This is a genomic window from Luteibacter sp. HA06, assembly GCF_054061215.1.
On the sequence record NZ_JBSSDZ010000001.1, the window covers coordinates 3,615,003 to 3,627,937 of the forward strand.

General features: G+C 62.6%; 12 protein-coding genes and 1 tRNA gene. 1 reads left to right on the top strand and 12 read right to left on the bottom strand.

Translation table 11 applies throughout. The features are described from left to right. Window positions 1–179: 179 nt before the first annotated feature. The 4 genes from ACVWWJ_RS16670 to ACVWWJ_RS16685 all read right to left on the bottom strand — a co-directional run bounded on the left by ACVWWJ_RS16670 (window position 180) and on the right by ACVWWJ_RS16685 (window position 4,070). The gene (locus ACVWWJ_RS16670) at window positions 180–1,823 is read right to left on the bottom strand and encodes a MobA/MobL family protein (protein ID WP_456968764.1); all 1,644 of its coding nucleotides are present in this window, start codon (window positions 1,821–1,823) and stop codon (window positions 180–182) included. 311 nt (window positions 1,824–2,134) lie between these two features. Next, window positions 2,135–3,220 carry an ACR3 family arsenite efflux transporter gene (gene arsB / locus ACVWWJ_RS16675; protein WP_456968765.1) on the bottom strand — a complete coding sequence of 362 codons (1,086 nt, stop codon included), beginning with the start codon at window positions 3,218–3,220 and terminating at the stop codon, window positions 2,135–2,137. Next, window positions 3,213–3,725, bottom strand: coding sequence for an arsenate reductase ArsC (locus ACVWWJ_RS16680; protein ID WP_456968767.1), 513 nt, complete (start codon window positions 3,723–3,725; stop codon window positions 3,213–3,215). The genes arsB and ACVWWJ_RS16680 overlap by 8 nt, the downstream gene beginning before the upstream one ends. A 9-nt stretch (window positions 3,726–3,734) precedes the next feature. After that, window positions 3,735–4,070 carry an ArsR/SmtB family transcription factor gene (locus ACVWWJ_RS16685; protein WP_456969726.1) on the bottom strand — a complete coding sequence of 112 codons (336 nt, stop codon included), beginning with the start codon at window positions 4,068–4,070 and terminating at the stop codon, window positions 3,735–3,737. A 39-nt stretch (window positions 4,071–4,109) separates the two neighbouring features. Between ACVWWJ_RS16685 and arsH the strand changes: the two genes are divergently transcribed. Beyond that, window positions 4,110–4,832 (top strand): arsenical resistance protein ArsH, encoded by a 723-nt coding sequence (gene arsH / locus ACVWWJ_RS16690; protein WP_456968768.1) that lies wholly within the window; start codon window positions 4,110–4,112, stop codon window positions 4,830–4,832. 9 nt (window positions 4,833–4,841) lie between these two features. On the opposite strand, the gene ACVWWJ_RS16695 is transcribed toward arsH, so the two are convergent. The 8 genes from ACVWWJ_RS16695 to recA all read right to left on the bottom strand — a co-directional run bounded on the left by ACVWWJ_RS16695 (window position 4,842) and on the right by recA (window position 12,896). Continuing rightward, window positions 4,842–5,582, bottom strand: coding sequence for a hypothetical protein (locus ACVWWJ_RS16695; protein ID WP_456968769.1), 741 nt, complete (start codon window positions 5,580–5,582; stop codon window positions 4,842–4,844). A gap of 275 nt (window positions 5,583–5,857) precedes the next feature. Further along, a complete protein-coding gene (locus tag ACVWWJ_RS16700; protein WP_456968770.1) occupies window positions 5,858–6,505 on the bottom strand; it encodes a hypothetical protein in 648 nt (215 codons plus the stop codon). Continuing rightward, window positions 6,502–7,914, bottom strand: coding sequence for a DUF6538 domain-containing protein (locus tag ACVWWJ_RS16705; protein ID WP_456968771.1), 1,413 nt, complete (start codon window positions 7,912–7,914; stop codon window positions 6,502–6,504). The genes ACVWWJ_RS16700 and ACVWWJ_RS16705 overlap by 4 nt, the downstream gene beginning before the upstream one ends. A gap of 67 nt (window positions 7,915–7,981) precedes the next feature. Next, window positions 7,982–8,074 (bottom strand) — tRNA-Ser (locus ACVWWJ_RS16710). 76 nt (window positions 8,075–8,150) lie between these two features. Next, window positions 8,151–8,354, bottom strand: a complete 204-nt coding sequence (csrA, locus tag ACVWWJ_RS16715; protein WP_046966111.1) for a carbon storage regulator CsrA — start codon at window positions 8,352–8,354, stop codon at window positions 8,151–8,153. Between the two features lie 303 nt (window positions 8,355–8,657). Beyond that, complete coding sequence (gene alaS, locus ACVWWJ_RS16720) at window positions 8,658–11,291, bottom strand: alanine--tRNA ligase (protein ID WP_456968773.1); 2,634 nt, start codon at window positions 11,289–11,291, stop codon at window positions 8,658–8,660. Between the two features lie 71 nt (window positions 11,292–11,362). Beyond that, on the bottom strand, window positions 11,363–11,869 hold the full coding sequence (locus ACVWWJ_RS16725; protein ID WP_456968774.1) for a regulatory protein RecX: 507 nt from the start codon (window positions 11,867–11,869) through the stop codon (window positions 11,363–11,365). Continuing rightward, the gene (gene recA / locus ACVWWJ_RS16730) at window positions 11,856–12,896 is read right to left on the bottom strand and encodes a recombinase RecA (RefSeq protein ID WP_159892397.1); all 1,041 of its coding nucleotides are present in this window, start codon (window positions 12,894–12,896) and stop codon (window positions 11,856–11,858) included. The genes ACVWWJ_RS16725 and recA overlap by 14 nt, the downstream gene beginning before the upstream one ends. Between the last annotated feature and the right edge of the window lie 39 nt (window positions 12,897–12,935).

Genomic DNA, 12,935 nt, shown 5'->3' on the forward strand with positions numbered 1-12,935 from the left:
CATTCCACATCGAGGTCGGTGGTGGGTAACCGGGGACCGGTTTCGCGACGGCGACCCATGGGCTGTGTCAGGCTGACTGACTAGACTCCAGTCTACGCTTCGCCCCCTCAATCCGCGCCCCAACCGCCGTCGCCTTACTGTCGGTTGAGCATAGCGATGCATGCATGCCGCTTTGCGGGCTAGGCAAATCGGGGTGTCGGGGTCTTCACTTCCATCGCGAGACCTGGCGTCACCGGAACCGGCTGCTCCGAGGTCGTCACTCGCTCGATGCTCTCGGCCACCTTGACCAGCCGGGGGACCTCCTCCGCAGCACTGACGGAAAGCAACGTGGGAAAGAACAAAGCATTGGCGTAGCAAATCGACTCCACGGCCCGGTGCAGCGCTTTCTCCGCCCGCACCTCTTCGTCCGCCAGCTGCGACCGCTGCCTATCGAGGTCGTGCAGACTTACCTGCGCCGCGTGCACGCCCCGTTTGAGCTGCTGAACCTGTGTGTCGTGTGAGAGCACGGTTCCTTCCAGCTCGACCAGCGCTCCCGGCTTAGCAGTTACGCCGCCCATGGCGCGAGAGAGCTTCAGATGCCAAGGGTGGTCATGCATCCAAGTTGCCACGGCAGCGCGCGCCTGCGCGCGGTGCGCACGTTGCGCCCCTAGCTCTACTGCATACGTAGCCCGTGCCCCATCTTCGCGCCGGTATCGCTCAGCCAATTCACTCAGCAACTGCCCCAGTCGGGCCAGTGAGTGCAGCGCGCGCTCCAGCCGGTGCAGCCAGGTCGTCACACGTTCCCGCACTTCGGCTGTCGGCTGCGGCATCTCGGGGCTCGCCACCAGCGCAGACCAGAACCGCGCCGCCAACGACGTGGGCGCCGGATTCGGAACGCTGGGGTTAGGACCCGACAAGGCTGCCGTGGGGCGTGGCATGAGAATCGGAGAGGCAGGGTGAAGCCAAGCCCGGTTCGACCTCACGGCGGCGGCAGCCTGGGCCGGCGTAGCAACAGCCTCTTCTATCGCAGCGTCTGGTGCCCCTGACTGCGAGGGGTTGAGCGCGCGCAGGCGGTCACCCTTCCAGGTCGCTACCCCTTTGCGTTCAAGCGCCGACGCTGCAGCGCCCATGCTCAGCTGTGGGACTTTATCCAGACCCAGGCGGGCGTAGCTGAGATGGGTGAAGTCTGGGACCATGCCAGCCGCTGCGGCATAAGTGTTCGCGAGCTTCGCCCATTCAGCATTAAGCGCCTCGATGCATGCGGCTGCGCTGACTTTGTGCGACAGCACACGCAGTTTTTCGCCAAGCCCCCAAGACCCCGTGCCACCGGCGCCTTCTCCTACCTCGTCGCCTTCGGCGCTCGATTCGAAGGCAAGTTTGCGCGTGGGAAAATAGAGATGTGCGTGGTGGCCACGCTTGTCCAACGGCTTAGGAAGACCCATGGCATCCATACCGGAATCTCGGTGGACGCCGATGGAGACGAAGGTATCCAAGCGGCTAACGATGCACTGCGCCATGCTCCGCGCCATGTCGACCGCCGCCGCGGCCGACAGGCCAAGCGGGAGCGGGATGCGATAGTCATGCGCAAGCTGACTGTCTCTTCGCCGCTCCGCCGCCTCGACCGCAGCCCATGCTACTTGGGGATCCTCCACCCATGCTGGAGCGTTCGAAGGAGCGATCGTCAGGGCTGCAACAATCTCCTCGCCTTCAACTCGGCGTCGGAAGTCGTGCCACTGATTGGTTCGCTTATCGAACAAGCGCAAACCGAGCCGATACGCTACGCCTGCCAGTGCGCTGTGACCTTTGGCGCGACCATGGGTCGTCAAGTGAGGGCGGGCATGCATCTTCAAATTCCTTTTGTCAGAACCCGGACAACCGGGGCGGGCATCTGGCCCATAGCAACATTGGGGGGCACCCTGCCCGCCCTCACCAACATCTAAGCAGCACTCGGAAGCATGTCAAGTAAGCTTGACATGTTGCAGTTCACACTTCGAAAGAATCTTTTGGTGCAACGCTCAGCGTTGCAGGCTCTGGTTGTTGCTGGGCTGGGCTTTGAGCGGCGCAAGAGGAACTCTTGCTGAGACGCGCCTTCGCACTGCTTTTTCTGCCGCACTTCGCCCAACATCGTAGGCCAGCTGCGTGGTTGCCGGTCACGCTAATCCGAGACGGCAACGCCCTTAGCTCTACCGTCGGCGCGGGTATACCAACCTTTGGTGCGATTGACGAGCGCGACCACCGACAGCATCACTGGCACTTCGACTAACACGCCGACCACCGTGGCCAACGCCGCACCCGAGTGCAGCCCAAAGAGACTGACTGCGGCAGCCACCGCCAGTTCGAAAAAGTTGCTTGCCCCGATGAGCGCCGATGGTCCCGCCACGCAATGCTCCACCCCCAGCCAACGGTTGAGCAGATAAGCGAGCGACGAGGTGAAGTAGACCTGGATGACGATGGGCACCGCGAGCATCGCAATGATGAGCGGCGCGTCTACGATGCGTTGGCCCTGGAATCCAAACAACAGGGTCAGCGTCAGCAGCAGCGCGCCGATGGACAGCGGTCCCAATTGCCGCAACCGGGAGGCCAATGCCGCTTCGCCACCCCGATGTAAAAGACGACGGCGCCACACCAGTGCTGCCACCACGGGCACCACGATGTAGAGCACGACGGACAACACCAGCGTGGCCCAAGGCACCGTCACCGCAGACACGCCCAGCAACAGCGCGACCAGTGGGGCGAAGGCGACCACCATGATGGCATCGTTGACCGCGACTTGGCTCAGCGTAAAGGCGGGCTCGCCGCCGCACAGGTTGCTCCACACAAACACCATGGCGGTGCACGGGGCCGCGGCCAACAAGATAAGCCCGGCCACATAGCTGTCGAGCTGGTCGGCAGGCAACGCGTCGGCAAACACATGGCGCAGAAACACCCACGCCAACGCCGCCATGGAAAACGGCTTCACAAGCCAATTGATGGCGAGCGTCACGCCCATGCCTTTCCAGTGTCGGCCGACACGGCTCATGGCACGCCAGTCGATGCGCAACAGCATCGGCACAATCATGAGCCAGACCAACACCGCCACCGGCAGGTTGACCTGCGCCACCTCGATGCCGCCGAGCGCGGCGAACGCATGGGGCCACACCTTGCCCAGTAGGGTGCCGACCACGATGCACATCAACACCCAGAGCGTCAGGTAACGCTCAAAGCCCCCGATGGTCGGCGCGACTCGCTGAGCCTCAGCCACCGTGCGCGTCCTCGGACTGGAGGAAGCCGATGCGGTCGAGGGCCGTTTTGAGTGTCGCGCGGTCGGCCCAAACCTCGGGCGAGAGCGTCAGAAACGCCATCAGCCGCGCTCGGATGGTCGCGTGGGCGTCGGCAAACGCGGCGCGCTTGGCGTCGTCGGTGCCTTCCACTGCGGCCGGGTCCGGCAAGCCCCAGTGGGTGCGGACAAAGTCCCCGAAGAACACGGGGCACGGTTCGGCCGCGGCGCTGTCGCACACAGTCACCACCAGGTCGATGGGCGTGCCGTCGCCGCCTGCGAACTCGTCCCACGACTTGCTGCGCAAGCCCGCAGTGGAGATGCCAGCGGCGGCCAAGGTCTCCAACGCGAAGGGGTTGATGTGCCCCGCCGGTTGGCTGCCGGCGCTGAAGGCTTCAAAGCGGCTGCCGGCCCACGCGCGCAGGGTCGCCTCTGCCAACACACTGCGGGCGCTGTTGCCCGTGCAGACGAATAGGACACGTTGGGTCACGGGAAATCCTCAGGGTTGGCAGCAGGCGGAGGCAGGTGGGCAGGAGGCCGCAGCGGTCGGGTCGTCCGCACAGCAGTTCTCGGTGAGGTAGCCGATGAGGCCGTTCATGGCGGCGAAGGCGGCGCGATAGCAGACGAAGCGCCCTTGCGGCTCGGCTGTCACCAAGCCGGCGTGGAGCAGTTCTTTAAGGTGGAACGACAGCGTGGCGCCGGGCAGCTCCAAGGCTTGGCCGATGTCCCCGGCCATGCGGCCGTTCGGCCCCGCGACCACGAGCAGCCGGAAGATGGCCAGGCGCTTGGCGTGGCCGAGCGCCGTCAGGGCGGCGATTGCGTCATTCATTTCCATAGAACTAGAATAATCGAATCGAATCGACCGAAGCAAGCCATGCATCCCGACCTGCCCCATCTTCACCTGGACCACCTGCCCACCCCTGACGCGCCGACCCTCGGAGCGGCCGACGATGCCGGGCATCCCCCGCGCATCCTCATCCTCTACGGGTCTCTACGGTCTACGTCGTTCTCTCGGAAGCTCGCCCTAGAGGCCGAGCGCATCCTCCAGCACATGGGCGCAGAGACCCGCGTGTTCCATCCGCACGACTTGCCGATGCTCGACAGCGTCCCGGCCAGCCACCCCGAGGTGCAGCGCCTGCGCGAATGGTCGGTGTGGTCGGAGGGCCAGGTCTGGGTGAGCCCCGAGCGCCACGGCACGTTGACGGGCGTGTTCAAAAACCAGATTGACTGGCTGCCACTGGAAGACGGCAGCGTGCGACCGACCCAAGGGAGAACCTTGGCCGTGATGCAAGTCAGCGGCGGTTCTCAGTCGTTCAATGTGGTCAACGCATTGCGCGTGCTGGGTCGGTGGATGCGCATGGTCACCGTCCCCAACCAGTCCTCTGTGGCAAAAGCTTGGCAGGAGTTCGACGACGCTGGCCGCATGAAGCCCTCGGCCTACTACGACCGCGTGGTGGACGTCATGGAGGAACTAGTGAAGTTCACTTACCTGGTTCGCGGCCGCAGCGACTATCTGGTGGACCGCTACAGCGAGCGCAAGGGTGATGCGTTGGCGCGGGCGTTGGCCGAGCAAGCGGGGGCTGTTGAGGGTAGCTAGGCCTTTCGCTTATCGCTGCTGGGCTACACCCCACATCTTCATAGCCGCAGCCCGGCCGGGCTCCAACTGGTGGTAATGCTCGTCCGATCGGTTGCCCTTGTCGAGCGAGTTCAAGATGTGCGCGAGCATCCCTGTGGCCCACTTCAGCAGAGCAAGACTTTGCTGACTGAGCATGGGCTGCACATCGCCGATGTAGGGCCGGTGCGCCCACTCTTCCAACATGCGAGGCACATGCACCTCAACGCCGCTGGCGATGCGCTGGACGGCCAGCAGGTCGGGTAGCCGATTTGGTGACAACGACACGGCCAAATCTTGGACGCTGGAGAGGGGCGCCATGAGGATACGAGCGTCGGTGAGAACGGTATGGGCCTGCGTCGCGAAGGCTTTCTCTTGAAATTCAAGGACGGCGCTCGGAGATATCACCTCATCTTTGACACGGTTGAACGCGTTCGCCATGACCTCCAGAAGCTTCGCTGCACTCTCCGGCTCGCTGATGTCTCGAAGCTGGCAAAGGGAAGCATAAAAGGGGTCGATGACGGGCACCAATGCCGCCTCCAGTGCGAGGCGCTTTTTTCGGACTTGATAGGCCCAGAGACCGAAGGCGCCCAGGACTGCCAGCACCGTCGAGCACAGAGCCGTAAGCACGCCAGCGGCGTTGGCATCGAGCGGCGAAAGCCAAGGGACACGGAGGCCAGCGGCAAGTAGGCAACCAACTGCGACTCCTGCCAGGAGTAACAACGATGCTCTCATGCTGTCTTCTCCTCAGAAAATTCCGACTTACGCTTCTAAGCTTCATTACATGTAATCGAATGGGTCTCTTGTCGCGCATTGCCAAACCATCGTTTTCTGATAGACCTCTTGTAGCGATTCTTGACGCTGCCTGTCGCAATGGCTTGGAGACAAAATATGAAAGGCCGCATTTTTACTCGTAACGAAGCGCTGGGATGGGGGATTTGGATTCTCGCCAGTACGATTGGCATTGTGGTGATCGCCGCAATCGTACGGGCTTAGCCATCCCCTTGAAACTAGAAGAGCTTGGGAAAGAAAATCACTCCGACGACCGCAGCTACCACGATGAGAATTACCATCGTGAAGGCAATACCGTCCGAATATGCACGCGTCAGCGCGGTATCGCCTGATTGAACGCGCGACCATAAGATGCACGTGACGGGTGCAATGTAGAACAAAGAACATGCGACGGCAGCGGGTGCACGGCATGTTTTATGCGCCAGAGTGTAAAAGATGATTCCAGTGAACAGTGCCAGGACAGACAGCGCATAAAAACCTGCGTCACGGCGCTTGGGTTCTTCAGTCTGAGTGATGCCGTAACCTCCTTCGCTAACATGATTCGGCAGGCTGCCAGCGGCAGCCGGGCACGATTGAGTTGGCGACGACTCAGATAACAGCGGGGCGTCCTTCGCCTTTTCCGCGCGGAAGAACAGCCCTGCGCCAGCCAGTCCTCCGGCTGCGCATGGCAGAAGGTAGGACGTAAAATCAAACACTGCGTCAAAGTTCGGCGCTCCGACGGCATACACCATAACTAGCGATGGAATAAGCCCGAAGAACGAAATAAGCAGCCATCTGATGTGCTGTTCCGATAGCGGCGGGCTGTCCTTAAACGCTCCTACGAAGCGGTGCTTCAATTTCAATCTACTGGCTATCGACGTGGTCATTCCTGTTCCAGATACGTCATAGAAGAAAATACCCGTACAGCCAGCTCACCCACGGTATAGCGGCGCGAATACGTCGCGTGATGTTCGTCGTCCAATAGATGCCCCACCAGCTGGGCGCGCACCTCGGATGGCACACCGGCGGTTTGCAGCGTTTGAATGACGGTCTTGCGCAACGAATGAAAACCCACTTTTCCGACCTTTGCTTTGACTCCAAGCGCGGTCAGATGTCGGCCAAAAGCCGCGCTCAGAAAATTCCCCGCGCCATTGACGCTACCGACTTTGGCACGCGGGAACAGCCGGTCCTTCCCTGCTTTGCGCAGCTCCGCCACATAGTCTAGGAGGCCGAGCCGCACCAGCTCCGGATGGATGGGCACGATGCGTTCGCTCGCGTCGGTCTTCAGCGACTGCCCAACGCCTCCAGCAGTGATGCGAAAACAGGGCACACCCTCTTCTTCGAAGAAATCTTCGAGCCTCAGCTGTCCGATTTCCGAAACGCGGGCGCCGCTATACAGCCCCAGCCAAGCTCCCCAACGCACGGGGTCCTTCAGCTTCGCCAGGCTCTCCGGCGAATAGATGATGCGCAACTGGTCGACGCTGAGGGGTTCGAAACCGAGCTTGCGGCGCAGGCGCTTTTCTCTTGTCCCATACGTCACTTGGCCCGACGCGGGATTGTCCCCCTGGGGGTAATGGCCAGCGCCCTGCGCCCATTTGAAAAACGCGCGCAGGTAAGAACACTTGTTGTAGAGGGTAGGCGTGGCGAGCTGGGCGGCCCGCAGGGTCTGGACCCACTCCGACACATCGGTGCGCGTGCTGGCGACCAGGGCGCTCTTCAGCCCCTTCCACTTCGCGAAGCCGAGCACGGCGGCCTTCTTCTGTGACCGGGTCTTGTCCGGGAGGGTCGCGCTGTCCAGGGTCAAGAGGTATTTCTGGGCCGCCTCGCCCAAGGCGATGCCCTTAGGGGGTTTCTCCACCCGCCCCGGAGTCTCTTCCGCCACGGTCGACGTGACCGACATCGGCGTGGCCATCATCGTCTTGAGCGCCTCAAGCCCCTTCTCGTGGTCGCTGTCAGACCCGTCGGTCTCCAAGGCATACCCGTCCCTGGTCTTTTCGACCCTGTAGGGCGGCATAAAGAACGGGCTCGCCGGGTCATCTTCCGGCAACAGCCGCGTCGTGGTCGGAACCTCGCTCATCCCCAGTTGCCTCCGTGCCTGGTCAAACAATGCCAAGTAGCGCCCGGCCAGCGTGTATGCCGCCCCCTGCGCTGCGCGCAAATCTCGGGTGCCCAGTGAGCGTTTGACCACACGCCGACCCAGCACCGCTTGAAGGGGTATCGGCACGCGCATCCGAAAGTGAAGCAGACCCGACGAACTGCGAACAAGATGATGTGGCAAGCGCATGAAATGGTCCATGCGGGTGTCCACGCCACATTTTCTCAGGGCACAAAAAAGCCCTGTAAAAACAGGGCTTTTGCGTAACTGGCGGAGAGTGAGGGATTCGAACCCTCGATAAGGCTTTTGACCCTATACTCCCTTAGCAGGGGAGCCCCTTCGGCCACTCGGGCAACTCTCCGTGAACAATCGTCGTTTAGGAACGTGCCTTAACGAGCGAGCAAGGATACTTGTCCTTGCTTCAGCCGTAAAGAGCTTTACTGGTCCTGGTCGTCCCCGGTGTGGCCGGCAGGATCGTTCTCGTTCTTGATGCGCTGGTAAATCTCTTCGCGGTGGACCGCGACGTTTTTCGGTGCATTGATACCAATGCGCACCTGGTTACCTTTGACACCCAGAACAGTGACGGTCACCTCGTCGCCGATCATTAGGGTTTCACCGACCCGGCGGGTCAGAATCAGCATGATTGATACTCCATAAAATCAGGTATTGGCTTCCCCACCAACGACAACTCACCCCGAGTGCTTGCCGTCAATGGATCGACGTTTCGACCATCGAAGGCCGAACTGCCTTCCCCGGCTCTAGTTGTGTGTGTCGCTGACCAGCTGTCCTGCCTTTGTTTCGATCCCGAGGATCTATGCCGAAGAATGCTTTCGGCATTCGGATCATACTAGCCGAGCCAAACCAGCGGGCGCAACGCACGGCGCCACAAAACGGGGGCCGGAGCGCCTTTACGGCATGCCCCCGTTCACGCTGGCCGGTTTCGTTCAGCGCAGGCGGGCCTCGATCCACCCCGGGATGCCCGCAAGGATCTGCGGAAGCTCCGGCGAGTCCACGCCACCACCCTGCGCCATGTCCGGGCGGCCACCGCCCTTGCCGTCGATTCGCGAAGCCACTTCGGCCACCAGGTCGCCGGCCTTCACGCGACCCAAAGCCGCACCGCCCACCCCCGCCACGAGTGAAACACGGCCGTCGAGCGCGCCTGCGAGGATGACCGCGCAATCGCCGAGCTGTTGCTTGAGGACGTCTACGCTATCGCGCAGCGACTTGGCGTCGAGACCTTCAAGACGTGCAGCCACGACTTTGATACCAGCGACGTCGATGGCCGAGGTCGCAAGATCTGCCGATGCGGAACTGGCCGCCTTCGACTTGAACGATTCGATCTCGCGTTCGAGTTTCTTCTGCTTGTCGAACAGCTGACGAAGTTTCTCGACCACGTCGTCACCGCTGGCGGCCAGCAGCCCGGAGACTTCACCGAGGATGCGTTCTTCCTCGGTGACGCGGGCGAGCGCGCCCGCACCAGTAACCGCCTCGATACGACGCACGCCAGCGGCGACGCCCGACTCGGAAACGATCTTGAACAGGCCGATGTCGCCCGTGCGCGACACGTGCGTGCCCCCACAAAGTTCGGTGGAGAAATCGCCCATTTTGAGGACGCGGACTTCAGCGCCGTACTTCTCGCCGAACAAGGCCATCGCGCCGAACTCGATCGCCTCGTCGTAGCCCATGTTGTGGATTTCGGCCTGGTCGTTGTGACGGACTTCGTCGTTGACCATGCGTTCGATAAGTGCGAGCTCTTCTGCCGTCACCGGCTTGAAGTGCGAGAAGTCGAAACGCAGGCGCTCCGGCGCAACCAGCGAGCCCTTCTGCGACACGTGATCGCCGAGCACCGTCCGCAGTGCGGCATGCAGCAGATGCGTGGCCGAATGGTTGAGCACCGTGGCCTGACGCTGCGACGCATCGACTGATGCGCCGACGACATCGCCCTTGTTGAGTGGCGCCGAACCCTGCCAGCTGCCGAAGTGCGCGAAAAACGCACCGCCGACCTTCTGCGTATCCTGCACCGCGAGGGCGCCGGACGGGTTGCGGATCATGCCGGTGTCACCGACCTGACCGCCGGATTCCGCGTAGAAAGGCGTGCGGTCCAGGAGGAGGAAAGCCTCCTGGCCGTCGGACAACTGGTCGACAGCCTTGCCGTCGCGCACGATGGCGACGACCTTCGCATCGGCCAGCTCGAGCGAGTCGTAGCCGGCGAAAACCGTCGGCGATACGGCGCTGGCCACGTCAGCCGGCAACTGGGCCTTGCTGCCAAAGTTGCTCGCCGCACGGGCACGCGCACGCTGCTCACCCATGGACTGCTCGAAGCCGTCCATGTCGACACTCATGCCACGCTCGCGGGCGATGTCGGCCGTGAGGTCGACCGGGAATCCGTAGGTGTCGTACAGACGGAAAGCGTCGGCACCAGGAATGACCTGGCCCGCCTTCGAAGCGATGTCGTCAAAGAGGCGCATGCCGTGCTCGAGCGTCTCGCCGAAGCGGTCTTCCTCGGTCTTCAGCGCCTGCTCCACGAAGGACTGCTTCTTCGCGATGTCCGGATAGGCATCACCCATCTCGGCCACCAGCGGCGCGACCATCTTCCAGAAGAAATCGCCTCGCACGCCCAGCATCCAGCCGTGGCGCAACGCGCGACGAATGATGCGACGGAGCACGTAGCCACGACCCTCGTTCGACGGCAGCACGCCATCGACGATGAGGAAGGAACAGGCACGGATGTGATCGGCGATGACACGCAGCGACTTGTTCGAGATGTCCGCCGTGCCGGTGAGGCGTGAGGCCTCTTCGATCAGGTGGGCGAAGAGGTCGATCTCGTAGTTCGAATGCATGTGCTGGAGCACGGCAGCCAGACGCTCGAGGCCCATGCCGGTATCGACGCAGGGCGCCGGCAGCGGCGACAGTGTCCCGTCGGGCGCACGGTCGAACTGCATGAACACGAGATTCCAGATCTCGATGTAACGGTCGCCATCTTCGTCCGGCGAACCCGGAGGGCCACCGGCCACATCCGGACCATGATCGAAGAAGATCTCCGTGCACGGACCGCAGGGGCCGGTATCGGCCATCTGCCAGAAGTTGTCGGAGGCGAACGGGGCGCCCTTGTTGTCGCCAATGCGGACGATGCGCTCCGCCGGGACGCCGACTTCCTTGTTCCAGATGTCGTACGCCTCGTCATCCGTGTGATACACGGTGACCCACAGCCGCTCGGCCGGCAGTTTGTAAACACTGGTGAGCAATTCCCACGCGTAGCGGATGGCATCGCGCTTGAAATAGTCGCCAAACGACCAGTTGCCCAGCATCTCGAAGAAGGTGTGATGGCGGGCGGTGTAGCCCACGGCATCGAGGTCGTTGTGCTTGCCGCCCGCGCGCAGGCAGCGCTGGACGTCGGCCGCACGAACGTAGCCCGGCTTTTCGCTGCCGAGGAAGACGTTCTTGAAGGGGACCATGCCCGAGTTGGTGAACAACAGGGTCGGATCGTTCGACGGCACCAGCGATGCCGACGGCACGATGGTGTGGTCCTTGGAACGGAAGAAGTCGAGGAAGGTCGAACGGATTTCGGCGGTTTTCATGAGCTATCGTGGCTTGGGAGCTGCGAGACATGTCGCGGAGACGCTCCGTCCAGAATCAAGGCTCGCTGCCTTCAATCGTCGTCGGTGTCTTCCGCATCGGCGTGGGTTAGAACACGTACTGTGGCGGCGGCGAAGCCTCGACGCAAGAGGAATTGCGCCCGTCGTACCCGCTCTGCGGGGTCAGCGGACGGCCCGCCGTAGCGGCGACGCAGCTGACTGGAGGCTAGATCATGCCAATCCACGTCGGCGGACTCGATGAGCTCGCGGATCACGGCGTCGGCGATGCCCTGGCTACGCAGCTCCATGCGGATGCGAGCCGGCCCGTAGCCCTGCCCTATCCGGCTGCGCATGAGCGACGCGGCAAAGCGGTCGTCATCCTGGTAGCCCTGGTCGCCGAGCCGGGCAACGGCATCGGTGGTCTCTTCACGAGCAAAACCGCCGCGATCAAGCTTCTGCTTGAGTTCGCGGCGGGAATGCTCGCGCCGGGCCAACAGGCCGAGCGCCTTGTCGTACGCGGTGCGGGTGGGACGATCGGCCGTGCCGTCGCCCTTCCCCGCGCCTTTATCAGACTTCCTCAAGCTCGTCGGCTTCCGTCGAGGCTTCAGCCTTCGGGCCGGCCTTGACGAGCAGACGCGAGCGCAGCTCGGCGTCCACTTCGTTGGCGATGGCCGGGTTGTCGCGCAGGAACTGACGGACGTTTTCCTTGCCCTGGCCGATCCGATCGCCCTTGTAGCTGTACCAGGCGCCCGCCTTGTCGATCAGGTTCTCGCGCACGCCCAGCTCGATGATCTCGCCTTCGCGCGAGGTACCTTCGCCGTAGAGGATCTCGAATTCAGCCTGACGGAACGGCGGCGCCACCTTGTTCTTCACGACCTTCACGCGGGTCTCCGAACCGATGACTTCGTCGCCCTTCTTGACCGCGCCGATACGGCGGATGTCGAGACGGACCGAGGCGTAGAACTTCAGTGCGTTACCACCGGTGGTGGTTTCCGGGCTGCCGAACATCACGCCGATCTTCATGCGGATCTGGTTGATGAAGATGACCAGGCAGTTCGTCTTTTTGATGTTGGCGGTCAGCTTGCGCAGCGCCTGGCTCATCAGACGGGCGTGAAGGCCGACGTGGGAATCGCCCATTTCGCCTTCGATTTCCGCCTTCGGGGTGAGCGCGGCGACCGAATCGACCACGACCATGTCCACGGCGCCCGACCGTACCAGCATGTCGGCGATCTCGAGAGCCTGCTCGCCGGTATCCGGCTGGCTGACCAGGAGGTCGGCGACATTGACGCCCAGCTTTTCGGCGTAGCTCGGGTCGAGCGCGTGCTCGGCGTCGACGAAGGCCGCCGTGCCGCCAGCGCGCTGGCAGGACGCGATGGCCTGAAGGGTCAGCGTGGTCTTACCCGAGGATTCCGGGCCATAGATTTCGACGACGCGGCCGCGCGGGAGACCGCCAATACCGAGGGCGATGTCCAGGCCGAGCGAGCCGGTCGACACGGTGTCGATCGTATCGTCGGCGCGGTCGCCAAGACGCATGACGGCACCCTTGCCGAACTGCTTTTCAATCTGGCCGAGGGCACTCGCCAGCGCCTTGCGCTTATTGTCGTCCATCGTCATATATCCGGGTCTCGTGTGTAGGTAAGTATCTTG

What these genes read in the sequence shown, in the direction of transcription:
- alaS (WP_456968773.1), bottom strand. Translation starts at nt 11,291, where the DNA reads ATGAAAACCGCCGAAATCCGTTCGACCTTCCTCGACTTCTTCCGTTCC.
- ACVWWJ_RS16685 (WP_456969726.1), bottom strand. Translation starts at nt 4,070, where the DNA reads ATGGAAATGAATGACGCAATCGCCGCCCTGACGGCGCTCGGCCACGCC.
- ACVWWJ_RS16695 (WP_456968769.1), bottom strand. Translation starts at nt 5,582, where the DNA reads ATGAGAGCATCGTTGTTACTCCTGGCAGGAGTCGCAGTTGGTTGCCTA.
- arsH (WP_456968768.1), top strand. Translation starts at nt 4,110, where the DNA reads ATGCATCCCGACCTGCCCCATCTTCACCTGGACCACCTGCCCACCCCT.
- recA (WP_159892397.1), bottom strand. Translation starts at nt 12,896, where the DNA reads ATGGACGACAATAAGCGCAAGGCGCTGGCGAGTGCCCTCGGCCAGATT.
- ACVWWJ_RS16705 (WP_456968771.1), bottom strand. Translation starts at nt 7,914, where the DNA reads ATGGACCATTTCATGCGCTTGCCACATCATCTTGTTCGCAGTTCGTCG.
- ACVWWJ_RS16670 (WP_456968764.1), bottom strand. Translation starts at nt 1,823, where the DNA reads ATGCATGCCCGCCCTCACTTGACGACCCATGGTCGCGCCAAAGGTCAC.
- csrA (WP_046966111.1), bottom strand. Translation starts at nt 8,354, where the DNA reads ATGCTGATTCTGACCCGCCGGGTCGGTGAAACCCTAATGATCGGCGAC.
- ACVWWJ_RS16700 (WP_456968770.1), bottom strand. Translation starts at nt 6,505, where the DNA reads ATGACCACGTCGATAGCCAGTAGATTGAAATTGAAGCACCGCTTCGTA.